The organism is Microcystis sp. CS-574, assembly GCF_028329095.1.
Classification (GTDB): Bacteria; Cyanobacteriota; Cyanobacteriia; order Cyanobacteriales; family Microcystaceae; genus Microcystis; species Microcystis ichthyoblabe_A.
On the sequence record NZ_JAQMSY010000161.1, the window covers coordinates 1 to 24,590 of the forward strand.

Here is a 24,590-nt window from a genome sequence, read left to right on the forward strand (position 1 = left end):
CCCCACACCCTACACCCTACACCCTACACCCCACACCCTACACCCCACACCCTGTCCCCTAATGCCTAGAGAATTTCAATAATTCCTTGACTGCCATCGAGACGAATTAATTGACCATCTTTTAACAATTTCATGGCATTATGCACATCCATAACCGCCGGAATTCCGTATTCTCTGGCAATAATAGCACCATGGGATAATTGTCCCCCCACCTCGGCAATAATGCCCACAGCTTGGGATAATAAAGGGGACCATCCTGAGTCAGTATAGGGAATAACGAGAATAGTATCAGGGGCAATTTCTAGATTTTGTAGGGTTGGCATAATTTTGACTCGTCCCTCCACTGTCCCCCCACTAGCGGCAATTCCCTGTAAGCGTTTTTTGGCAGTTAAATTTGAGACTAAAAATTCTTTTTTCGGGGGTTGTCCATAGACGATATAGGGAATATCGTTTAATTGAGAGTTTTCTTGGAATTGTTGGCGACGCTGACGAATAATCTGGTTAAGATTGGCGATTGTATTATTCTGACCTAACTGGGTAACTTCTGAGTAGTTTAGATAAAATATATCTCCCGTCTCTGATAATATTTGTTGCTGTAACCAGAGGGTTTCCAAAGCGAGAAAATGCCAGCGTAGGTGAGCTAAAAGACGGGAGTAAATTTCAGTCACTTGGTTTTTGATATTTAATCTTTTTTGGACATTGTGGGAAGATTTGACTTTTTTCTGGCTATTATTGCCCGGAATATCTAAGGGTAGTTGTAGCAGATATGGGGGATTTTCTCGCCATCTCGGTATCGAAATATCAGTCCCCACTTCGCTTAAATAACCGTAGGTTTCTAACCAGAGGGAAAAAGCTGAGTCAAAATCTCGATCGAGCGTATTTTTTCTCAGTTCAGATAGCGATCGCATTGAGGCTATTTCCGGTGCTTGAGAGTTATCCAATTTCTCAAAAGGTACTCGCGAGATACTGCGACGCAAAGCGAAGCTAAGGGGGGCAAGAATACTATAATAGGTGGCTTTTTTTAAGACGGTTAAAATCTCCTCAATTTGCTCTAAAATCTCCCCTGAAGATAAAGCTTCTAGGGAAGTAGCGTTAATTTTTTCGAGCGTTGGGATAAAATAGGTTTTTTGATCTTGGCTAAAGTCTTTTTCTAACTGTAATTCCCGTCCTAAAAGTTTTAATAAACCAGGGGAATTAGCCAAGGTTGCCGTTAACGGTGGTTTGGTAAACTTTGCTCCTTTGGTCAGGAATTCTAAGCTTTCTGGAGGTAATCCCATGCGACGGAAAATTGTGCCTAATAAAGAAGCATTAAAATAGGCTCTTTGATAGTGTAAAGTCGCTGTTTCATTGAAGTCCAAATCGAGGGCTTTTTTGTCTAAAACTAACTGGAAAATATCTCCCCAAACTCCACAGGTTAAAGGACGATTAATCGACCAAGGCAAAGGACGAATCACTCCGGGGATAACTTCAGCTGCGATTTTTCTTGTCCAAATTGGCTGTAAATTAGTGATAGGACGGCACTGTAATAACCATAATTTGTGTCCGTCATGAGTCCATTCTATATCTTGGGGAATGCCATGATCAAGGGTTTCTAATTGCCGACAAAGATTAGCTACCTGTTGAATAATAGCCGGGGGAATATCTCCCGCTCCGATGATGATATTTTCTTCTAAATTAACTCGATAACTTTCGGGGGTGATTCTTCCCGATACAACTCTGGTGGCATCTCCGGGTAAAGCTTCAATAACCACATCTAAACTGAGAGGATTAATCGGATCACGACTGAAGGCAACCCCCGAAAAAACTCCTCGAATTTGTTCTTGAATTAACACAGCCATGGCCATGTTTTCTTGACCTCGATCGAGTCGATAATTAACAGCATTAGGACTATTATAGGAGGTTTGGCAACTTAAAATCGCCGCCGCTAAATTTTCTTGATCAACAACGTTAAGAATTGTGGTATATTGTCCCGCAGATGAAGCGGTTTCACCATCTTCTCCAATAGCGGAAGAGCGGACGACTAAGGGATGATTAATATCAGGATGAAGAGATTCTATTAACGGTTGTGGATCATCTCCTGGTGGTAAAATCCAACCCCTAGGAATGGGATAACCGGCACGCTTAAGCTCGGCTAAAGTGGCGGCCTTTTGTCCCACTTTTGAAGCTGCTAGATTGTCATCAAGAGTTTGGATCGATCGATCTCCACGAAAAAAACGAAACATAGTTTTTGATTCATTGTTAACATTTGCTTCAGGTAAGTCTAAATCGTCGGCGATTTTTTGAAAAATTGCCCCTAATAAACAGGCTAAAGCAATGGCAGTTATAATATAACCTGAATCGTGGGGACGGCGCAAGGTGAGAATTAAAGCTAATAAAAATAATCCTACCAATCTACCCGTAGATTTTTCTCGAAAGACAGTAAAGCTAATCCCACTAATGATTAAGGTGAGAAAAACAGCGACAAAATCGTGAACAATTAATCCCCAGAAAACATTAGTAGTTCCCGCACCTTTTCCTAACCAATAGCGCCCCATGACTAAGGCAATTAAAGCTAATAATTCCCACGTGGAGCCGGTGGTAAAAAATAAACGGGTTAGGAGAATAACGATAATTCCCTTGGCTGCTTCCGAAATTACCGCCAAAATTCCCACTAATTTACCCCCATGGTAAAAAGCGGCAGTTACACCGATATTACCAGTACCTAATTGGGATAATTTACGTCCAGTTACGAGATAATTTATCCAATCAATCAGAGGCAATCCCCCGATAATAGGACAGACTAAAAAAATAAATAGGGATCCCCAAATTTCTCTCATTTAAAATGCGTCTTAGTTTACGATCTTGTCTTAGTAACGACCTTGAGAACATGAACACGAAAGCGATAAAATAAATTGAGCTTAATGGCTTAAAACTCAAGCAGATGGAGCAAATAAAGGCAATAATTGCGGATTTTAAGCGGCAAAATCAACCCCTCAAACTGAAGAAAAAAGCGAAAAGAGTAAGGTGGACGATGCACACCCTACAGACTTAAGAAAATCTGATTGACAGTGAGATTTAATTCCGTGAAAGTCTGAGAAATTAGGCGATCACTATCTCGAAATTGCCGAATTTGATATTCTTCCTCAACTAAGCGACAAACAGAGATGGTCGGTTGTTTAGAAGTGCCAAGAAAATTACGCCCACCCAAGGCTGCATAATCGACAATCCAATATTCAGGAATACCCATTTCTTCATAATCAGCAAATTTTAAGTAGTAATCATCACGCCAGTTAGTCGATACCACTTCAATGATCAGAGGGATAGATGCACCCTCACTAAGGATTGATTCTTTTTTCCATAATTTTTCCTGAGCGAGCTTGGTTCGATTTAGCACTAATACATCAGGAAAATAACCAGAGTTTTTACCAGCAGGTCTGACAATCGCTTGGTTAGGAATTAAATAAGGAAGACCCAGTCTATCAATTATTCCACTGAGTTTAACAGTTAAAAATCCTTTGATTTCCTCGTGTTCTCCTGCGGGTTGTGCCATTTCAATGATATTTCCCTTGTGTAGCTCATAACGCACTCCAGAATTTTCAGGCAGCCAAGGGACGAATTCCTCGAAATTAACAGTTTTAGGTAGGGTTTGGCTCATAGCTGGCAAAATAGCTTTCTCTCTCTACTAACTTCCTTGGCTCTATTTTACCTTGAATGTAAAATAGGCATTGCCCACCCGACAAACTCTCTACACAATCTGCGATCGCACTATCGCTGCCAAAAACGATGAGGACGAAACCAAAAATATAATTGGTGACGACGGCGAGGTTCATAAAAGGAGTCAGTTGCCAGTTAGTTTTTAGATCTCCATTTGGCAATATTACACCCTCATAAAATTCTTTACCACCGGAGCCGCCTAGTAAGTTTATGATCGGGTCTCCTTGATTAACGCTGAATGTTACAGCCCCTCCTGATGATAAAGACGATGTCGGTGGCTTAGATGTGTAGTTATAGCGCTTTTCACGTTACTGAGGTATCGACAAGTTTTGCCAACAAAGGGTTTAAGCCTCTTGCCCATGGCTCATTCTGATGAAAAATGCTATGATTGCTTTGAGCGCATAGAGACAAGTGCTAATATTAGGAACAACAGCTTCGGAAATTTCCGATCCTCCTGGATAATAAATATAGCTATCGGAAATTTCCAATCCCTCTGGATAATTTGTCGGGGGAACGGCGAACGTAGGGATTTCCCTGGCAAGGGCTTCGGAAATTTCTGATTCTCCTGGATAATAAATATAGCTATCGGAAATTTCCAATCCCTCTGGATAATTTGTCGGGGGAACGGCGAACGTAGTGATTTCCCTGGCAAGGGCTTCGGAAATTTCTGATTCTCCTGGATAATAGATATAGCTATCGGAAATTTCCAATCCCCCTGGATAATAGGTATAGCTAAATGTGTTATATTTTGGGTCATCAGAAAATGCCGGGGGACGTAATTGAGGAATTTCTGCACCCAATACCCTAGAGCAATCTTCAAGTGGCATATATTGTTTAGCCATCGACATTTACTTGGTAATTAATAACGGGAAAAAGTGAGAGATTTAAACGGAACTACACTGATGGACAAAATTAACAAATCAACTCTGCTGTAACTCATACTACTCAGTCCTCTATGCTAAGATGATCCAAAAAACGCAAGTTTTTAAATTGATGGGCAAAAAAATTTTAACTTTACTCAATAACCAAATAGTTATATATAGATGTTTATTTTTGACAGTAAAACCGATATTTTAATTAATTCTCAGGAATTAACCTTTAAAAGTGAATATTTTTGTGACTTTTCTCGCTATTTTCAGAATCGAGAATTTGTCAACGGAGATGCTTTACAACTCAGTGGTGATCATTTTGAAGGGTATCTTTCAAGGATCATCATGGATGAAGTGATGTTAGAATTATCGCAACGTAATTGTTTAATAAATGTTGTGGGAGTAGTCCATTCTAAAATGTGGGTTTTTGCGATTCCTATTCAGGTGAATTCCGTCTTCTTCCAAAATTTGTACTCAGTAGAAAATAACTATCTTGGGATTGTCCCCCCTAAATCAGAAATTTCCATTTTTCAACATCCCTTTTCCAATCGTTTTCAGCTTTACGTTCATGATAATTATCTGCAACAATTGTGCCAAACTTTAGAGCTACCAGAAGCGAAAAAGTTTTTAAATTCTTCCGCTTCTTCTGTTGTGATTTGCCCATCGGAAAAAATTCGTCATCTCCAACAATCTTGTCATCAACTTTATCGAATGCTATTTAATTTAGATCGTCAACAAATATCTGGGCAAAGAAAAGCATTAAGATTAAATTTTTTCAAGCAAAAATTAAAAGAAGAAATTGTCAAAGATTTTCTTTTGACTTTAGCAGTAACCAAAGATATTAAAACTCCTAAAAACACTATCAGACGCACCTCTATTCTCAAAAAAGCAGAAGAAATGATGAGAAAAAATCTGCGTTCTGATCTGACTATTCCAGCGATTTGTCAAGAATTAAAAGTAAGTCAACGCACCTTAGAATATATATTTAAAGACTTCTATCAAATGTCTCCTTACAATTATTTTAAGTTGCTTCGTCTTAATGCTTTACATCAATCTCTTAACCAAAATAATCAGACAAAATTAACTTATGAAATTGCCGAAGAATTAGGTTTTTTTCATCGAGGATATCTGGCCTCTGATTATAAAAAACTGTTTGGTTACTTCCCCTCTGAAACCTAAAAAAATAGTAGGGGTAGGAATTAGGATTATTTTTGCTTTGAGAACTCAATTCCTAACTCCTCTTCCAATTCAGTGCCTCTCCCGTACTTGTTTGGTAGGGGCGTATATTGTACGCCCTTTCTTCGATCTCATAACCTCAAGAGAGCCATTAATAATTAGCCCCATCGAGATTAATTTACTTAATTCCCACTAAAAAAGTTGTACCGATCGCCATAATTGCCAATCCGATTAACTTACTAATTAGAGTCGCTTGCTTGGCTAATTTTTCCTTGATGACACTGCCAAGGAAAAAAGCCCCAGATGCGATCGCTAATTGGATCACGGTAAAACCGATTAAATAGGCAACTAAAGCGGCAACTCGCGCCCCGATAATTGATTCTCCGTAGGCATAACCGTGGAAAATTCCTGCGATCATTGCCAAAGTTGCCAGAGCGATCGTATAGAGATTAGAATGATTTTGTAACCCTTTTTTCAGGGTTAAAATTAGTCCAAAAATCACCACAGAAAGGGCAACAATCCCTTCAGGAAAAAGTAAATTTATTCCCTGTAAATGAATCCCTGTCCCGATTAAAGTGGCAATCACAAAAGCGATCGGAATTAATAAACCCTGTTCCATCCCCACAGCAATTAAACCACTAGCCACCACAAAAGCTAAATGATCTAAACCGATAACTGGGTGAGCTAAACCCGATAAAAATCCATTCCAAAAATTATCGGGAGTTTGCCCTGCCATGGCATGATGGGCAAGGGTTTTGCTGGCAAAAATTAACAGGAAGAGAGGGACAATAGTTAATATCTTTGTCCAGCTTTGACGAAAAATTATCTTCATTGATTACCTCAAAATTATGATTCGGAAACCCGCGCAACAATCGCCCGATGTCGGGGACTGGTGGGGGTAATGATCGGTGCTTGAAACCCCGCTTCAACTAATGCCTGTTCGATATCGAGAGTAAAATATTGATCGAGATAGGGTTCGGTACTCTTGAGTAAGGTGAGGACATAAGGGGGCATTTTTCGATAAATTTCCGAGCGCGGATTCATATCCATCAGCGTCAAATAACCCCCCGATCGCAATAAACGACGCGCTTCGGCGAAAATTTCTCTAGTAGCCTGTTGGGGTAGTTCGTGGAACATTAAAAACGAAGATACCAGATCGTAGGACTGACTGGGTAATTGAGTTTTTTCCGCAGCCGCGTGTTGCCATTGAATCGTCTTTTGTTTTTGTTGAGCCTGGTATTGAGCAACTGCTAAATAGTAGGGAGAGAGATCCAACCCAGTTACCCGCGCTTGCGGATAAGTATCTTGCAGCGCAAAGCTACTCATGCCGACACTACAGCCTAAATCGACAATATCGTTAATTTTTGCCTTGATTTGCTCCTTTAATATCCGGTGATATTCCCGTCGCAATCGCGGGTCGCCGTCCATCCCCGCCCCAGGCCAGATGGTAGAATGGACAGCATAGGCGGCAGATTCTACCTCAAAAGCTGGCAACCAGTCTAAATTGCCCTTTTCGTAAGCGTGGAAAGAACAAACATAGTATTCGGGATAGACGAGATCGGGATTTTCTACCGCTTGCAGTTCCTGACTCCAATCCCGTTGCTGCCATTGTTTGACGGTTTCTCGCCAAGGTACGCCTAGTTTTTCGGCTCTTTTAATCATCATATTGCGGGCCTGATAGCGAGCGATGTCAAAAAGCGGTTTTATGCCGAGAATACGGTTAACTAGACCAGAAACAGGATTAAAGGAGGCCGGAACGGGTGTAACTGTCATAGAAAAGCTTCGATCGTAAATTTTCCCTTTTTTATCTTATAACAGTGATCAGTGATCAGTAATCAGTAATCAGTGAAAAAACAGCACTGTCACCGCCATTTAATACTGCTCAGTTAATACCACTCACTGAAAACTCACATCTAATAACTGTTGACTGATAACAGCAAAAAGCTCCCTAACCCCCATCTTGCCAATTTTTAAGTAGGTAGGTGTTGAAAACTTTCAGATGCCCCCCTTATTAAGGGGGGATTAAGGGGGGATCGGCACCCCCCTTATTAAGGGGGGATTAAGGGGGGATCGGCACCCCCTTATTAAGGGGGAATACATCTTCAATTTAATTATAACCAGCTACTTATTATGAGAACAATCGCTGAAATCAACGACAAGATCGCTAAAAAAACTGCTGTAGTCTGGACAGTAGAGGAATTAAAAAGCCGCGTGAGCGAAATGGGAATTAAGGAGGTTTTTTCCCAAGTAGATGTGGTTTGTACGGGAACTTTTGAACCGATGGAATCTTCGGGGGCAATTATTAATTTAGGTCAGACGGATCCGCCGATAAAAATTCGTCAATGTTGGTTAGATGGGATTCCTGCTTATGCTGGTTTTGGAGCGGTGGATTTATATTTAGGAGCCAGTGCTATTAGTGATCTAGCGGCCAAAAATGAGAATTTAGAGGGAGAAAATCCCGAAAGGGGCGGCGGACATATTATTGAGGATTTAATCGCTGGAAAATCGATTCAATTGCGCGCTGTCGGCCAGGCCACCGATTGTTATCCTCGCACTTCTTTTGAAACGATTATTTCTAAGGAGACTATCAATCAATTTTATCTTTTTAATCCTCGCAATCTCTACCAGAATTTTATCGTCGGAGTCAATGGGGGAGAGCGGACTTTATATACTTATTTGGGACCACTACAGCCGCGATTAGGTAATGCAGTGTATTCTAACCCCGGGGCAATTTCTCCCCTGTTAAATGACCCAGATTTAGAGGCTATAGGCATCGGTACGCGCATTTTTTTGGGAGGAGGAATCGGTTATATTGCCTGGGAAGGAACCCAACATTTTCCCCTGCAAAAACGCCTACAAAATCGAACTCCTATTGGACCGGCTTCCACCTTAGCCTTAATTGGGGATGCTAAACAAATGAATGCTCGCTGGGTGCGGGGTTGTTATTTCAAAAATTATGGGGCTTCTTTAATGTTAGGGGTAGCAGTACCGATTCCGATTTTAAGCGAGGAAATCGTTCGACATTGTGCGGTAAAAGATGAGGAAATTGTCGCTCCAGTGGTGGATTTTTCCATTCCCCGGCGAGTCCGTCCTACCTTTGGTTTAATCACCTACGCTAAACTAAAAAGCGGTCGGATTATGATCGAGGGAAAAAGTGTGAGGGTGGCCCCTTTGGCCAGTATTTCCTTGTCCCGGGAAGCCGCTTTAGAATTAAAAGCACTGATCGAATCGGGAGAATTTACCCTCACGGAACCCGTGGCAAAAATTAATCTAGAGCGGACTTTTATCCCCCAGGATCGTTGGGGCGGAAAATTATCAATTGAGTGAGGAGTTAAGGGATTGCGTACAGGCGGCACAACTACAATTAAGATGACGTAAAATCGGATTTTCTTCCCCGGTTGTCTTGGCGATAATCATGTCACCTAAGTTCTCGGTATTGAAACTAGGATGAAAGGACTCTGGGGCAGCTTGTACGGAGTTAGTGGTAACTAATAGGGCTAATAAACTAGCGGAAGCAGTGGCAAGAATAACGACTTTTTGATTCATAAGTTTGCGGGAATTATTAGCAATGAATACCACTGATTATAACACTGCCCCCTGCCGATCGCCTCCGTTAACGACCTAAAAGATTGGCAATATCAGCACATCCCCCCGGAATGGTTGCGCGGGACTTTTCCCCACACCAACGACAACAATAGTGACGTTGTTCCTCGCTCATATTTTTCACCCCGGTAAAATTGACATTTTCTACCACTGCTCCCGTGTGTTCTCCGCTGTCATAATTGGGGGGAACGGTACGACTGCGGGGGGTAGCATTTTCTAGGGAACCATAAAATAAACGCATCCCTTTCATATCTGCCCCTCTTAAATTAGCTTCGTAGAGAATTGTCCGCGATACATTTGCTTTCACCAAATCGCTATAACTTAAATCGGCCCGCACCATATTCGCTTCGCTTAAATCCGTCCAGCGCAAATCCTGCCCAGAAATGTCGGCCCCCGCTAACATTACCCCCAATTGTACTACTCTTGTACCGAACTCTCGATCCTCCGCATAACCCCCTTCCCCGTCTAGAATCGGTCTGCCTAGATAACGATCGCGTTTAATCGGTGATAATAGCCGCGATTGACTCAAAAAACGCAGTATTTTCGCTTTTCCAGAGGCATCGACACTGCTGAGGATGGAAGCGGTGCGACCTTCTGCGATCGCTCTTTCCTGGGGCCAATCTTCTAAAAATCCCTCCTCATCCAAGGCTAGATCGGAAATCCCCTGAAAATAGGAATCGATCGTCTGTTGTTGGGTAATGCGATTTTGTTGTATGGTTAAATCCTTAGAAATAACGTACTGTTCCCAGGCCACATAGACGGCTAACACGGCGATCATAATCTGCCCCAAGGCCCCCACCCACTCGGCCCAGGAACCAAACTCATCGTATTTAAAACTCTCTAACCATCGCAATATGCGCTCGTAAACTCCTAAATATTTCCCTAATCCGGCCAGAGCAGCTATAAAAACGATAAAAGCGAAAACCGTCTGACGTTCAGAGGGGGTGAGATAATGGGCGATCCACTGGCGAATAGAGGGCAAAATCACCTGTAAAGATATTAATATCGCTACTATCGCCCCAGAAAAGCCTAACCAGTCCCAGCTAAAGACGAGGCCGATAGTCATCAGCATCAGGGGGGCCAACAGTAACCCCGCGTTACCCGGCCGAAGATCTTTTAATAGTAGGATGCGCTGACGCAGAGGATTACGCGAAGATAAAGAGGAGACGTATTCGGAGGCATCGGGGGGCGATAAACTGGTTTTACCGTTATTTTCGGGGTTATCGTCCCTATTTTCTGCGGCGAGTTTTTCTGGGTCTTTGCGATCGCTCATATTAATCCTTGTCAAGAGAAAATAATTCCACACCGAAAACTGAGGCGAAAACCCTCGATAAATCTTGCTGTACTTGCATAAGACTAATATTAGGCAGAAACTGCTGTAAACTGCCCACGGGTTTATTAGCAATCCCACAGGGAATAATTTCGGCAAAACCGCTTAAATCCGGACAAACATTAATGGCAAAACCATGATAGGTAATCCAACGACTAACTTTAATACCGATCGCCGCTATTTTATACCCTTCTACCCATACCCCCGTCAGGCCCCCGATTCTTTCCCCGGACAATCCATAAATAGCGATAGTTTGCAGGATGACTTCTTCCAATTGTCGCAAATACCAGTGTAAATCCTGCTGATAATAGCGCAAATTGAGGATCGGATAGCCCACTAACTGCCCCGGACAGTGATAGGTGACTTCCCCTCCTCGCTCGATTCTATGCACTTCTTTGTCGGTTTTGTCAAGATTAAATTTAATAAACTTAATATCTGAACCAGTACCGAGGGTGTAAACGGGGGGATGTTCCAGTAGGAGCAGCACATCGGGTAAGTCAGGATCGGCAATTCTCGCCCCCACCAGCGATCGCTGTTGCGCCCAGGCCAGAGAATAGGGGGTAATTGCCTGAATTTTCAGCCCACAGAGACGAGGTATTTTTTGAGCATTCATTGCGAGATGTGTCAAAATATTTAAGAAATGTAAAGGAGCGCAAAGGAAGATTAAAAGAAGAGAAGATATAGATGTTGGGGAGAATACTAAGTGCTAATCTAAGGATATCCCATCTATTCGGATGTTAACCGTCCCACAGGAGAAACAATCACTGGATTCTCTTGCTGGCGGCGAAAATCGGTTTCTTTAAATAAAAGTTAACAGAACTTCGCACTTCTGTTAAGAAAAGGTTGAGAGAAACTTGTTAGAATAGAGGTAAATAAATCCAGTTGCAAATAGGCGCTCGACCCGATGAATTTTCCGCGCGATCCGACAAAAAAAAGAGAACGAAAACACCGACAATATCTAGACTGTGACCTCTGACAACAGCGCGATCGAGCGGATTTTTGAGGATTAAATTCCTAGCATCAACATCCCTTAAAAATAGTTGATGTGGACGGTCTATAGCAAAATTTTTAGATGGAGTAGTGAGTATGAAGCTATTGATTCAGGGCAATAATATCGCTGTCACCGAAGCTATTCATGATTATGTCGAACAAAAGCTGGAGAAAGCGGTGAAACATTTTAACGGCATAACCACAAAAGTTGATGTTCACCTCTCCGTGGAAAAGAATGCACGCATTCCCGATCGCCACAAAGCGGAAGTAACGGTTTATGCTAATGGAACAGTGATTCGCGCTCAAGAAGGAAGCGAAAATTTGTACGCAAGTATTGATTTAGTTTCTGATAAAATCGCTCGTCAACTCCGCAAGTATAAAGAGAGACTGGTAGATCATCGCACCAACGCCACCGTTAAAACTAGCGAGGTGGTGCAAGAAAAACCCTTAGATGATAACCTAATTGGCGATCGCACTCCCGAATTACCTGCGGAAGTAGTGCGGATGAAATACTTTGCCATGCCACCGATGACTATTGAGGAAGCACTAACACAATTGCAATTAGTCGATCACGATTTCTATATGTTTTGCAACAAAGACACTAACGAAATCAACGTTATCTATCAACGCAATCACGGCGGTTTTGGTGTTATTCAGCCCCGTCCCGTTAACGTAAATGGCAAAGAATCCAATTAACAGTTAGCGACCACAAATAAAACTAAAGACTGGAGAAATTCTCCAGTCTTTTTCTCATCTAACCAAGATTAACTTTCACCACTTTATTTTTTTCTGCCACCGCTTTCGGGAGGGTGAGATAAAGAATACCGTCTTGATAGTTAGCGGTAACTTGGCTATTTTGCACCTCCACTGGTAGGGTAATCAAGCGACTAAATTTACCATAATAAAATTCGCTGTTTTCCACCTCGGCAGGGCGTTGACGTTGCCCATTAATAGCCACCATTTGTTTGCTAACCTCCACATCGATATCTTTAATATCCACACCGGGTAATTCGATTTTCAATTGCACGGAATCCTCATTAACAGAGATTTCCACCGGGGGACGAGATACCGATGAAGTTGTCGGTAATACTTCTTGAAAAAGTTGATCGATTTGACGTTGAACAGAATTAATTTCTAGGAAGGGAGAATAAAGAGTGAAAGCCATAGTAATAATTTCCTTGAGAGGTTTTCTCTGACTGCGATTACCTCCATAATAAGCAACTAACTTGGCTTACACAAGGCGGTTTTCAGGAAATAAAAAGTCGCAATAACCGATACAGTTATCAGTTATCAGTTATCAGTGGCAAGTGGGAAGTTGTAGGGTGTGGGGTGTGGGGTGTGGGGAGAACAAAGCTGCCTTTTGCCTTTTGCATTTTGCCTTCGTATAGATTATTCGTGGTTTCTTTGTCTTTTTGCCCGTTCAATTTGTGCTTGTAGTTCTGCTATTTGTCGCTGCAATCTTTCGCTTTCGCTATCATTAGCATCAACATTAATTGAGCTTTTTACCCCTATTTGGGCATAGTTTCCCTGGCGAATTTGACGATAGGATTCCGAGTTAAACCATTGCTGTAGATACTGGATTCTTTCCACGGAAAAAGGATGAGTTAAAAAGGAACCATTCCCACCATTATAAATGATAAATTTATAAATCTGGTTTAAGTTATCTTGGTCTAATTGTCGATAAGCTTCTCCTTGGCGAATAAATTCTTCTAAGTTGCATTCATGCAGATATTTTTGGCTTCCTCCTGCACATTTCATTAAAGTTCTCAGGACTAAATTTAAATCATCGGTAACTAATAAAGCCGCTCTGTCTGCTGATAATTCGGCTTTTCTGCGCCATTCATAAAAGGCATAAACTAGACCAGTAGTAATGGCTTTTCCTAGTCCTAAAGTGATGTCCCCAAGAAAATTAGCCGCCCCCATCACCCAAAAAGACATTTGAATCAAAATACTATGATCGCATTTTAAATGACCTAATTCGTGGGCAAGAATTACTCGAATTTCTTCTTCATCTAAGAGGTCTAAAAGAGCAGTATTAAAGACTATATAGGGATGTTCTGACCCCAAAGAATAGGCATTGGCTAAAGGGTTTTGACTGACATAAAGATTCGGTTCTGGGAACATATCTAAATCCCGCAGACATTCGCGATAGATGCCGTATAAAGTGGCGTATTGACGAGGACCAACTTTTAAATCATTGCCCATTAATAAAATTTGCTGGGGACGTTCATAGAGATATTCGGAAAAACTTTTCGCTAATAAATCAAACCCCGGAACTGATCTTAAGGCCTGTTCAGCTTGCTGATCTAGGGGATGTTTAAAAGCTTGACTGGAGATATCAGGATAAGTTGGCATATTTTTTCAAGGAGAAAGGAGTCGTTAATCAGAAATAAACGGGTATTAATTGCCAAGTTTTTGAGTTTTTCTTGCCAAATTTTTCGAGAGAAGTGAGGGGGTTATAGTCGGGAACTACTTCTAGAGAACTCCGACTTTCTCAATAGGTTTTTAACTCTGCAAAATTGCTGATTCTAGAGTTGATTTTGGTGACATAGAATAGACCTGTGGGAGAAATGAGCTTTTTTCTTGTTAACTATCCTTAGCAATAATTCCTAGATTAGATAACAAAGCTTGTAGGTTAGTTTGCACGGTAGCGGGTTGGTATCTCTTAATAGTTTCTAGGGAATTATCGGCGAGTTTTTGCCACAATTCCCTATGATCATAGAGTTCGATCACTGCTTGGGCAAATTCCTCGGCAGTATCGGCAATTAAAACATCCTGGTGGTCAATTAATCCCATACCTTCGGCACCAATTCTTGTGGTAATAGTGGGTAATCCTAGGGAAAGACTTTGACCTATTTTACCCTTCATTCCCGCACCAAATCGCAGGGGAGCAACAAAAATACGATTCTTTTGAAAATAGGGTTCTACTTCGGGAACATAACCAGTAACAATCACTTGATCACTGGCTAATTCTTTTACTTCATCCTTGAGGTTACTTCCCAATAAATTAACGGTAATATCGGGACGGGATGCCCAAACTAAGGGCATAATTTCTAAACATAACCACTTAACTGCATCAATGTTAGGAGGGTGATTGTAGCTACCAATAAATACTAAACCCGATCGCTGGTCAAAAGCAACTTTTTCTGACAGGTAAATTTCTTCATGGATATTGGGGATTACCCAAACATTTTTCACTCCTAAAGAGGATAAAACCTGCTTTTCGTCTTCCGTTACTACCACGGTTGCTTCCGCTTGATTAGCATAGTTTAACTCTAATTTCTGATAGGTTTCCCAACTCCAGCTAGTATTTTGATAACTGGGATCGAGATAGTCTTTTTGCCGTTTTAAACGTAGAAAATGCAGGTCAATTGTATCATAAATAATTGGCACTTTTGTTTTTAAGCGAATTAAGTCCATATACTTATCGCACAATTCGGGACGACACAACCAAACTCCATCGATCAGAGGTAAATATTTGATTAATTTTTCTTCTAGATTATATCTTTGCGCTGTGCCATAAATAACCTCAATTCCCAGCTGTTGTAGGACGGAAGTATAGGGTTGTTCAGGATAGCCATTATCGGGAAAGAAAATCACTGAATAGCCTAAATTGAGCAGTAGCTTAAGAATATTTAATAAACGCACACAGCCGGATTCTCGATCGTATAGTGGAACGTAGGAGTCAATGACTAAAATTGTCGGTTTTCCTTGTAAACGTCGGGCAGCTTTCGGTACATTATTAGCATCGTTATCCAGGTGTTTAGTTAATACCTTTGACCATTTTTCTCGAAACTTAGTTTGATTAATAACTTGATATTGTTTGATCCCACTGGAAAGGTCTGTTCCCGAGGTGATTCCTTCGTAGTGAATAACGTTAGATTGGGGTTGATAGAGGACTTGATAACCCAATTCTCGGATGGCAAAACATAAGTCTGTATCTTCATAATACGCGGGGATAAAGTCTTGAGAAAAACCACCTAATTGCTTAAATAATTCCGTAGGAACTAATAAACTGGCCCCCGAACAATAGTCCACGGGACGCACATAATTATATTCTGGTTCATCGGGACTATCTAAGCGTCCATAATTCCAACCATCGGCAGAATTCCAGATAATTCCCCCCGCTTCTTGTTGTTTACTATTAGCATAAATTAACTTAGAACCCACCGCACCAACTTGGGGATTATTGACAATTAATTTTAATAAACTTTCTAGACAATTTTCCAGAATACGAGTGTCGTTATTGAGAAAATATAGGTATTGACCTTTTGCTTGACTAGCTCCATAATTACAGGAACGAATAAAACCAGAGTTCTCTGCATTAGTTAATACTTTAATTCCTTTAACTAAAGTGGCTAATTGTTCTAAGGTGTCATCAGTGGAAGCATCATTAACAATGATTATTTCATAAGCTAAATCAGAACTTAAGTTAACACTCAAGGATTCCAAACAGTTAAAGGTGTAGGCAAATTGGTTATAAGCAGGAATAATAATCGAGACTAAAGGATCATCACTACTGGCAATTTCTAGGGGTCGGGGTTCAGCTAGTTTAGCACTTTCGATCACCTGTTCTTCAAATTCAGAGGAATTCTTTCCTGTGAGAATTTTAATAATTTTTCGTTTCGTCTTTTTGAGTGCTGGTTTCCATCCTTCCTCTTGGAGACTAAAAACAAATTTTTTGAGCAGTTTTTTGACTTTAAAAATAATCATTATTACCATAAATACTCCTCTGGAGAAAACCAATCTTGTGCTAAATTTAAATCTCTTTCTGCTCTAACAATAGCTCTTTCCTTTAATTGTTGCTTGAGGTAGTTTCTCTGTGGTTCCATAATATATAATTTAATCGCTTCATTAATTAAATTATTATATTCTTTTTCAGGATAATCACTACTCGCCAACCATCGATCGAGAAGTTGCATGGTATCTTCAGGGAGAGTTATCTGAAGTTGTCTGGCCATTTTGTCTTTCCTAACCATATCTAGACAATAACAATTATAAACCCCTAGAGCGATTTTAGTTGCTGTCGGGATAAATTCTCGGGGCTGCGGCGATTAATTTTTGGGTGTAGGGGTGTTGGGGATGGCTAAAAATCTGTTCAGTGTCACCCATTTCAACTATTTTACCCGCAGTCATCACCGCAATTCGATCGCAGAGGAATCTCGCTAACCAAAGATCATGAGTTATAAATAAATAAGTTAGATTAAATAACTTTTGTAACTCTAACATTAACTCTAAAACCTGTGTCTGAACACTAGCATCGAGCATACTAACCGGTTCATCACAAATAACTAATTCTGGACGAGTAATTAAAGCGCGAGCAATGGCTACCCTTTGCTGTTGTCCCCCCGATAACTCTCTAGGATAGCGTCGATAAAATTCCTCTACCGGTGTTAAACCGACTCGATCTAACATTTCTAAAACCTGTTTTTTAGCCGTTTCTAGATTAACTTTTTGATGGATAAAAAGCGGATCGGCGATACTTTCTCCCACCGTCATTAGAGGATTGAGACAAGCGAGGGGATCCTGAAAAATCATCTGTATTAAGCGTCGTTTGGGACGCATTTTTTCCCCCGATAAAGGGGTTAAATCTTCTCCTAAAAATTCCACTTTTCCCCCGGTGGGTTTAATTAACTGTAATAGGGTTCGCGATAGGGTACTTTTCCCACACCCCGACTCCCCAACTAAACCGAATATTTCCCCTCGATACAGTTCAAAATTGACTTCATCCACCGCTTTAATAAATTTCTTTTCTTTTTTGAAAAAACCATCTAAAAAGTTACCTTCTAGGGTATAATACTGTTTTAAATTATCCACCTTTAACACCGTTTCTTTGCCTTTAATTGCTGTTGATTTTTCCTCGCGTAACTGTAGGTGTAAAGCGGCGGCTAAAAGAGAACGGGTGTAGGGGTGTTCAGGTGTATTAAAAACTGTTTTTACCGCTCCCGATTCGACAATTTTGCCCCCCTGCATCACCGCTAATTGATCGCAATATTCTCCCACCAGCGCTAAATCATGGGAAATTAACAATAATCCCATCTGTTCCTCGCTACATAAACGCTTTAATTCCCGCAGAATTTCCGCCGAAACCGTCACATCTAAACTGGTGGTGGGTTCATCGGCAATAATTAACTTAGGGTTTAATAATAAAGCTAAAGCAATGGCCACTCTTTGCCGCATTCCCCCGCTAAATTCGTGAGGATATTGGGACCAACGATTAGCGGGAATTTTCACTTTTTCTAGGACAGTACAAGCTTGATTTTTAGCTTGACGATAGGTTAAATTTCGTCGATGAGCTTGCAAAGTTTCCACACAATGATCGCCAATAGTCATCAGCGGATCCAGTCGCGTCATCGGATCTTGAAAGACTAATCCCACCGCTTCCCCGCGAAACTTTTCCAACTGTTTGCTAGATAAAGATAAAAGCGATCGCCCTTCAAAGGTAATCTCACCTTCCACGTGAGTGCGATTAGGTAATAACCTTAAAATAGCCTTACCGATGGTCGATTTTCCACAACCAGATTCACCCACTAATCCCAGAGTTTCCCCCTTGCCTATACTCAAAGATACCCCATCGATCGCCCAAGAGGGAGAACTTAATTCGGTCGGGTAGGCAATTTTTAGGTCTTTAATTTCCAACATGAGGCGATCGGTAACGATAAAAGTTAGGACTTAAGTAAGTAGTTATAATTAAATCGAAGATAGATTTTGCCTCTGATCCCCCCTTAGTCCCCCCTTGATAAGGGGGGTGCCGATAGGCGGGGGGATCCCCCTTGATAAGGGGGGCATCTGATAATTTTTAACGCCTACCTACTTAGGGTCAAGTATGCCACACAAACGGCGATCGAGCATTTAATCACTAATCGACAACTGCCCCTAACAAAAGCCGACAATACCCCTTTAAAGTCGCCACTCGCTCGCTAATTATCTGTAAACGTTTCTCCCGTCCTTGCCGCGCCGAGGCCAAAAATAACCAATCCGTCTCCAGCAATCGCCACGATCGATATAGTTCCGTCTGGACTGTGCGCCAACGATTAGCCACCTCGGGGCTGAAATTGTCATCATTTAGTGACAATATCTCCCCTTCTAGACAGGTTTGTAAAGCTTGAAAAGATTGTAACCCCGTGGAAGCATCCCCATCCAGAAGGGCAAGACTGAAATCCTCCAGTTTTCTTAACAAAGATTTGTAGGCTTGATGGTAATTTGTCGGTAGCATCCAATACAAAGCGCGTTAGAATTTGTTACATAAGATTAACGATTTGCCGTCACGGTTGCAAGTCCTCTCTCCTCTCAACCAGAGACAAAAACTTAAAAGAATCGCATCCTTTTCGCCGATAAGTCCGATTCTAGTGTTAGAGAATTAAGCAATCTGCCATCCCTTCGGCCTAATAGTTTTCTAGTTATCCGTCTCCACCACCCCTATTATCCCCCCGATCCAACCATGAACGCCATCACTGCCACCCAACCAGAAACCCTCACCGCCCTTCCCCGGGCCACGGAACCGAAAAAAGCGTTAGTTTTACCCGATTGGCTGCAAGAATGCCTAATTACCTACGAAAACGACCCCCAGAATCCCGATAGCGATTTAATCTGTAGGTCCTTTAATTTCGCCTACAAACTCCACGAGGGCCAGTATCGCAAATCCGGGGAACCCTATATCGCCCATCCCATAGCTGTAGCGGGATTACTGCGGGATCTGGGGGGTGATGGGGCAATGATCGCGGCGGGATTCCTTCACGATGTGGTGGAAGATACGGAAGTCACCCCCGAAGAAATCGAGGCTAGATTCGGTGTTGAGGTGCGTAATTTGGTGGAAGCGGTGACAAAACTCTCCAAATTCAACTTTTCTAGCAAAACTGAACGGCAAGCCGAGAATTTTCGCCGAATGTTCCTGGCGATGGCTCAAGATATCCGCGTTATCGTGGTCAAATTAGCCGATCGCCTGCACAATATGCAAACCCTCGAACACCTCAACCCGCAACAGCAGCAACGCATCGCCCTCGAAACTAGAGAAATCTTTGCTCCTCTGGCTAACCGTTTAGGGATTGGGCGATTTAAATGGGAATTAGAGGATTTATGCTTTAAATACCTCGAACCCGATGCTTATCGCACCGTGCAGTTATTGGTATCGGAAAAACGTATCGATCGAGAGTCCCGCATCGAAACAGTTGTTAACACATTGCGGGAAAAATTGCAAGAAATTGGCATAAAAGTTCTTGATTTACAGGGTCGCCCCAAACATCTCTACGGCATCTATCATAAAATGCACAACCAGGGTAAAGAATTCGAGCAGATTTATGATATCGCCGCCGTCCGCATTATCGTCGAAACTAAAGAGGAATGTTATCGTTGTTTAGCCGTAGTTCACGATCAATTTACTCCGATTCCCAACCGTTTTAAAGACTATATCGGTTTACCAAAAGCTAACCGTTATCAATCTCTCCATACCACCGTTGTTGGTTTAAATGCCCGTCCCTTAGAAGTGCAGATTCGCACCCTAGAAATGCACCATGTTGCTGAATACGGTATTGCAGCCCATTGGAAGTATAAAGAAACTGGTTCTAGTCAGACAACTTTAACCGCCGAGGATGAAAAATTCGCTTGGCTGCGTAATCTGCTCGACTGGCAAAAAGACCTTAAAGATGGCCAAGAATACATGGATGGCCTCAAAAATAATTTCTTTGAAGAAGATATCTATGTTTTCACCCCCAAAGGTGATGTGGTGGCTCTGGCCCAAGGTGCAACACCGGTAGATTTTGCCTATCATATTCATAGCGAAGTAGGTAATCAGATGAAAGGGGCAAGAATTAATGGTAAATGGTCAGTTCTTGATGCTCCCTTGCAAAATGGTGATCTGGTGGAAATTCTCACCAGCAAAAATAGTCACCCTAGTTTAGATTGGTTAAATTTTGTCGTTACTCCTAGTGCCAGAAATCGCATCCGGCAATGGTACAAAAAATCACGACGAGAAGAAAATATTAGCCGAGGTCGTGATTTATTAGAGAAAGAATTAGGTAAAACTGGCTTCGATGCCCTGCTAAAATCGGAACGAATGCAATCGGTGGCTAAACAGTGCAATTATGTGGCAGTAGATGATTTATTGGCGGCTTTGGGTTACGGCGAAGTTACCCTAAAAAATGTGGTTAATCGTCTGCAAGAAACAGTTAAAAATCAACAGGAAATTTTAACGGCCAAAAATCCGCCCGATGTCCTAACTGATTCCCAATTGATTCTACCACCTTCTCCCGTTCAAAGGGCTTTACCCGTTAGTAAATCACCGATCGCCGGTGTGGAGGGATTAGTCTATCGTTTGGCCGGTTGTTGTTGTCCTTTACCCGGAGAAAATATTACTGGTATAGTTGCCCATGCGGGGGAAGGTATTGTTATTCACCGTCAGGGCTGCTCGAATGTGGAAAAAGCCGAAGCTGAACGCTTAATTCCTGTTAGTTGGAACCCCATAGATGACCAGGGACGTTATCAAACTTATCCAGTAAATATTCAGATTGAAGTGATTGATCGCGTCGGGGTTTTAAAAGATATTCTCTCTCGTTTAAGTGACCAAAATATTAACGTTCGCAATGCCGGAGTTAAGACTAATTTCGGTAAACCCGCTTTAATTTCCCTGAAAATTGAAGTAAAAGACCTGCAACAATTTGAACGCTGTGTTACTCAAATTAAGCTGATGAGCGATGTTTTAAACGTTCGTCGCATCAGTCAGGTAAAAAGCGATCGAGAGTAAGTTAAACCTAAAATTTCTGCTAATATCCCCCAAACTTCAGAGCGCCTTAGCTGTTGAAGTGCGATGCTGACACTGACTAAAACCACGAGGGCAATATCTGCACTTTTTGTCACCGAACAGCGTAGGATCGATAATGAATCTGAGCGCAAAAATCCCTATGTTATTATCCCTACTGTCAGTCATCAGTTTTCTGATTAGTTTTCTGGTGGTTGCCCTGATTAAACAACGTTTTAGTCAACAATTGTTAGATATTCCCAATGAGCGTAGCAGCCATAGTCAACCCACACCTAGAGGAGGTGGACTCGGTTTTGTCGTCGCTTTTGCTCTGACTGGCGGCCTCAGTTATTTTCTCCTTCCCCCTTCCCTTCCTCTCATTCCCCTGTGGTTATCCCTGACTCCTTTAATTATTATCGGCCTTCTCGATGATCGTCGCGGTATTCCCTCTAGTATTCGCTATTTGGTGCAGTTATCCTCCGCTAGTATTGCGGTCATTTTTTTCGGTGCTTTTCCCCAATCTTGGCTATTAGATTTGGGTTTTGTCGGCAAAATTTTGGCTATTATTCTCACAATTATCGGACTGACTGCGAACATTAATTTTTATAATTTTATGGATGGTCTTGATGGTTTGGTGGCTGGCTGTACGGCGGTACAATTAGGATTTCTCGCTCTCTATTTTCAGCAACCAATTTTATGGCTTTTAGTGGCAGCTTTAGGCGGTTTTCTCCTCTGGAATTGGTCGCCAGCGAAAATTTTTATGGGCGATGTGGGTAGCACCAGTCTAGGGGCAATTGTCGCTATGGTTTTACTTAATAACCAAGGCAATCAAAGTCAATTTTGGTCAGCTTTAACTATCACTTTCCCTCTGATTGGTGATGCTATTTATACCCTGATTTGTCGATTATTTAGAAAGGAAAATATCTTCCAAGCTCACCGCAGTCACCTTTATCAAAGATTACAAAAATCTGGCTTGTCTCATTCACAAGTAGCGATTATTTATATGGGGATAACTCTCCTGATTGCTATTAGTGTTAACTACTTAGGAAACCTAGGAGCATGGCTGAGTTTACCTCTGATTCTAGGATTAATTGTTCTCGGAGAAATTTATCTGAACAAGAGAGTTAGCGAGCAGAATTTATCAGTGACAAGAAAAGAATAATTTTTTTTGCTATGGACTGAGGGGTTATTCAAACCTAGAGAATGTTATACTAAATCCTCTTGAAAGATTATAGGAAACGGGGGGTAAGGAGCAGAAGTAATCACTCAAATAGTTATTAGCGAAAGTCTTTTATTTCACTCAAACACTGATGGTTTTAATCTGGCAAAAACAAAGCTATTTATCTCTTATCCCTCCTAACCAAGAGAAAAGAAAAAATTAATATTTATCGGCCAGGGTTAGCTGATATGATTAGGGAGATGACTATCATTCCCAAGTCAATGAGCGCAAGAACATTATTCGATAAAGTCTGGGACGCACACACGGTTAAGATTCTTCCCAGTGGACAGACACAATTATTTATCGGACTGCATCTAGTGCATGAAGTCACCAGTCCGCAAGCTTTTTCGATGCTAAGAGAAAGAGGTTTAAAAGTATTATTTCCCAGACGGACTATTGCTACCGTCGATCACATCGTCCCCACCGAAAATCAAGCACGTCCTTTCCTTGACGATTTGGCCGAGGAAATGATCCGAGCGATCGAAACTAATGTTCAAACCAATCATATTCCTTTCTACGGCATAGGTTCCGGCAATCAGGGCATAGTTCATGTGATCGCTCCCGAACAGGGACTAACCCAACCCGGGATGACGATCGCCTGTGGTGATTCCCACACCTCCACCCACGGCGCTTTTGGTGCGATCGCTTTTGGCATCGGCACTTCCCAAGTACGCGATGTTCTTGCTACCCAAACCCTATCCCTATCGAAATTAAAAGTGCGTCGAGTGGAGGTAAACGGCGATTTAAACCCTGGAGTCTATGCTAAAGATGTAATTCTCCATATTATTCGTCAATTGGGCGTTAAAGGCGGTGTTGGTTATGCCTATGAATACGCAGGCAGTACAATTGAACGGATGTCCATGGAAGAAAGGATGACGATTTGTAACATGGCGATCGAAGGTGGGGCCCGATGTGGTTATATCAACCCCGATCAGATCACCTACGATTACCTCAAAGGTCTTGATTTTGCGCCTAAAGACTGGGAAAGTGCGGTTAATTGGTGGGAAAGCATTAAAAGCGATGCCGATGCGGTTTATGACGATGTGGTGGTCTTCGATGCCGGCGAAATCGAACCCACCGTTACTTGGGGGATCACTCCGGGCCAAGGAATCGGGGTTAACGAAGTCATTCCCACTCCCGAAAGTTTACCGGCAAGTGAAAGAGCGATCGCAGAGGAAGCCTATCAATACATGAAACTCACCCCCGGCACCCCGATTAAAGGCACAAAAATCGATGTCTGCTTCGTCGGTAGCTGTACTAACGGCCGGATCAGTGATCTGCGCGAAGCGGCCAAATTTGCCCAAGGTCATCGTGTGGCCCCCCATGTGAAAGCTTTTATCGTCCCCGGTTCCGAAAGAGTCAAAAAACAGGCGGAAGCGGAAGGATTAGACCAAATTTTCCTAGCATCAGGCTTTGAATGGCGCGAGGCTGGCTGTTCCATGTGTTTAGCCATGAATCCCGATAAATTGCAGGGAGATCAGATCAGCGCTTCCTCCTCCAATCGTAATTTTAAAGGTCGTCAAGGTTCCGCTTCCGGTCGTACTTTGTTGATGAGTCCGGCGATGGTGGTAGCGGCAGCGATTAAAGGGGAAGTCACCGATCCCAGGGAGTTATTACAGTAGTTATCTCAATGGTGAGATAGGGGTCAGGAGTCAGGAGTCAGTATTCAGTTATCAGTTCACTGAGAAAACTCCCCACACCCCACACCCCCCTCCCATCTCCCTTCTCTACAATAATTACTCGCAACCAGAAATACCTTGGGTTCCTATCATACTTTGTGCTTTTTGTCAAAAAAACTTTTTTTTTGCAATAAAACTACATAAAAAAAAGATCATCGTTGTGGGTGAAATTGACTAATTTACCCGTCTTAATTAGGGTTTGCTGAAAAAGTTTTTCGTGGGGGTAGGGTGTGGGGTGTGGGGTGTGGGGAGTTTTCTCAGTGAACTGATAACTGAATACTGACTCCTGACTCCTGAC

The 24,590-nt window shown here is 42.0% G+C and carries 21 protein-coding genes; 6 read left to right on the forward strand and 15 right to left on the reverse strand.

Translation table 11 applies throughout. From position 1 onward, the window contains the following. Window positions 1-65: 65 nt before the first annotated feature. The 4 genes from PN470_RS12670 to PN470_RS12685 form a co-directional block, all read right to left on the reverse strand. On the reverse strand, window positions 66-2,816 hold the full coding sequence (locus PN470_RS12670) for a glycerol-3-phosphate acyltransferase (protein ID WP_103111620.1): 2,751 nt from the start codon (window positions 2,814-2,816) through the stop codon (window positions 66-68). Between the two features lie 203 nt (window positions 2,817-3,019). Next, window positions 3,020-3,634, reverse strand: a complete 615-nt coding sequence (locus PN470_RS12675) for a Uma2 family endonuclease (RefSeq protein WP_002753162.1) — start codon at window positions 3,632-3,634, stop codon at window positions 3,020-3,022. Next, window positions 3,615-3,854 carry a hypothetical protein gene (locus PN470_RS12680; RefSeq protein ID WP_002753163.1) on the reverse strand — a complete coding sequence of 80 codons (240 nt, stop codon included), beginning with the start codon at window positions 3,852-3,854 and terminating at the stop codon, window positions 3,615-3,617. Before PN470_RS12680 ends, PN470_RS12675 begins: the two co-directional genes overlap by 20 nt. Window positions 3,855-4,037: 183 nt before the next feature. After that, a complete protein-coding gene (locus tag PN470_RS12685) occupies window positions 4,038-4,535 on the reverse strand; it encodes a hypothetical protein (RefSeq protein WP_272104621.1) in 498 nt (165 codons plus the stop codon). 201 nt (window positions 4,536-4,736) lie between these two features. Between PN470_RS12685 and PN470_RS12690 the strand changes: the two genes are divergently transcribed. Then, window positions 4,737-5,741, forward strand: coding sequence for a helix-turn-helix domain-containing protein (locus tag PN470_RS12690; protein ID WP_272104622.1), 1,005 nt, complete (start codon window positions 4,737-4,739; stop codon window positions 5,739-5,741). A 175-nt stretch (window positions 5,742-5,916) separates the two neighbouring features. On the opposite strand, the gene PN470_RS12695 is transcribed toward PN470_RS12690, so the two are convergent. Together PN470_RS12695 and PN470_RS12700 are read right to left on the reverse strand one after the other, a co-directional pair. Beyond that, complete coding sequence (locus tag PN470_RS12695; protein ID WP_272104623.1) at window positions 5,917-6,570, reverse strand: HupE/UreJ family protein; 654 nt, start codon at window positions 6,568-6,570, stop codon at window positions 5,917-5,919. Window positions 6,571-6,584: 14 nt separating this feature from the next. Next, complete coding sequence (locus PN470_RS12700) at window positions 6,585-7,511, reverse strand: class I SAM-dependent methyltransferase (protein WP_002736498.1); 927 nt, start codon at window positions 7,509-7,511, stop codon at window positions 6,585-6,587. A gap of 357 nt (window positions 7,512-7,868) precedes the next feature. Between PN470_RS12700 and PN470_RS12705 the strand changes: the two genes are divergently transcribed. Further along, window positions 7,869-9,065, forward strand: a complete 1,197-nt coding sequence (locus tag PN470_RS12705; RefSeq protein ID WP_002753167.1) for a homocysteine biosynthesis protein — start codon at window positions 7,869-7,871, stop codon at window positions 9,063-9,065. On the opposite strand, the gene PN470_RS12710 is transcribed toward PN470_RS12705, so the two are convergent. The 3 genes from PN470_RS12710 to lipB all read right to left on the reverse strand — a co-directional run bounded on the left by PN470_RS12710 (window position 9,054) and on the right by lipB (window position 11,284). Further along, window positions 9,054-9,284 carry a hypothetical protein gene (locus tag PN470_RS12710; protein WP_272104624.1) on the reverse strand — a complete coding sequence of 77 codons (231 nt, stop codon included), beginning with the start codon at window positions 9,282-9,284 and terminating at the stop codon, window positions 9,054-9,056. The two genes, PN470_RS12705 and PN470_RS12710, sit on opposite strands and share 12 nt — an antisense overlap. A gap of 67 nt (window positions 9,285-9,351) precedes the next feature. Further along, window positions 9,352-10,614, reverse strand: coding sequence for a pentapeptide repeat-containing protein (locus PN470_RS12715; protein WP_271938059.1), 1,263 nt, complete (start codon window positions 10,612-10,614; stop codon window positions 9,352-9,354). A gap of 1 nt (window position 10,615) precedes the next feature. Beyond that, window positions 10,616-11,284 carry a lipoyl(octanoyl) transferase LipB gene (lipB, locus tag PN470_RS12720; RefSeq protein WP_272104625.1) on the reverse strand — a complete coding sequence of 223 codons (669 nt, stop codon included), beginning with the start codon at window positions 11,282-11,284 and terminating at the stop codon, window positions 10,616-10,618. A 473-nt stretch (window positions 11,285-11,757) separates the two neighbouring features. On the opposite strand from lipB, the gene hpf reads away from it, so the two are divergent. Beyond that, entirely contained in the window at window positions 11,758-12,357 is a 600-nt protein-coding gene (gene hpf, locus PN470_RS12725; protein WP_272104626.1) for a ribosome hibernation-promoting factor, HPF/YfiA family, read from the forward strand. A gap of 58 nt (window positions 12,358-12,415) precedes the next feature. Here hpf and PN470_RS12730 read toward each other — a convergent pair whose 3' ends face one another. The 6 genes from PN470_RS12730 to patD form a co-directional block, all read right to left on the reverse strand. Beyond that, window positions 12,416-12,826 (reverse strand): Hsp20/alpha crystallin family protein, encoded by a 411-nt coding sequence (locus tag PN470_RS12730; RefSeq protein ID WP_002762759.1) that lies wholly within the window; start codon window positions 12,824-12,826, stop codon window positions 12,416-12,418. 224 nt (window positions 12,827-13,050) lie between these two features. After that, window positions 13,051-14,016 (reverse strand): M48 family metallopeptidase, encoded by a 966-nt coding sequence (locus PN470_RS12735; protein WP_272104627.1) that lies wholly within the window; start codon window positions 14,014-14,016, stop codon window positions 13,051-13,053. A 231-nt stretch (window positions 14,017-14,247) separates the two neighbouring features. Beyond that, a complete protein-coding gene (locus tag PN470_RS12740) occupies window positions 14,248-16,383 on the reverse strand; it encodes a glycosyltransferase (protein WP_272104628.1) in 2,136 nt (711 codons plus the stop codon). Beyond that, the gene (locus PN470_RS12745) at window positions 16,377-16,622 is read right to left on the reverse strand and encodes a hypothetical protein (protein ID WP_016516592.1); all 246 of its coding nucleotides are present in this window, start codon (window positions 16,620-16,622) and stop codon (window positions 16,377-16,379) included. Before PN470_RS12745 ends, PN470_RS12740 begins: the two co-directional genes overlap by 7 nt. A 55-nt stretch (window positions 16,623-16,677) precedes the next feature. Further along, complete coding sequence (locus tag PN470_RS12750; RefSeq protein WP_272104629.1) at window positions 16,678-18,303, reverse strand: ABC transporter ATP-binding protein; 1,626 nt, start codon at window positions 18,301-18,303, stop codon at window positions 16,678-16,680. 217 nt (window positions 18,304-18,520) lie between these two features. Then, the gene (patD, locus tag PN470_RS12755) at window positions 18,521-18,877 is read right to left on the reverse strand and encodes a heterocyst frequency control protein PatD (protein ID WP_002739345.1); all 357 of its coding nucleotides are present in this window, start codon (window positions 18,875-18,877) and stop codon (window positions 18,521-18,523) included. A 225-nt stretch (window positions 18,878-19,102) separates the two neighbouring features. On the opposite strand from patD, the gene PN470_RS12760 reads away from it, so the two are divergent. The 3 genes from PN470_RS12760 to leuC all read left to right on the forward strand — a co-directional run bounded on the left by PN470_RS12760 (window position 19,103) and on the right by leuC (window position 24,235). After that, window positions 19,103-21,400, forward strand: a complete 2,298-nt coding sequence (locus PN470_RS12760) for a RelA/SpoT family protein (protein ID WP_271935303.1) — start codon at window positions 19,103-19,105, stop codon at window positions 21,398-21,400. A 157-nt stretch (window positions 21,401-21,557) separates the two neighbouring features. Beyond that, window positions 21,558-22,556, forward strand: coding sequence for an MraY family glycosyltransferase (locus PN470_RS12765; protein ID WP_103111731.1), 999 nt, complete (start codon window positions 21,558-21,560; stop codon window positions 22,554-22,556). 278 nt (window positions 22,557-22,834) lie between these two features. After that, window positions 22,835-24,235 (forward strand): 3-isopropylmalate dehydratase large subunit, encoded by a 1,401-nt coding sequence (gene leuC, locus PN470_RS12770; RefSeq protein ID WP_103111730.1) that lies wholly within the window; start codon window positions 22,835-22,837, stop codon window positions 24,233-24,235. Window positions 24,236-24,590: the final 355 nt, after the last annotated feature.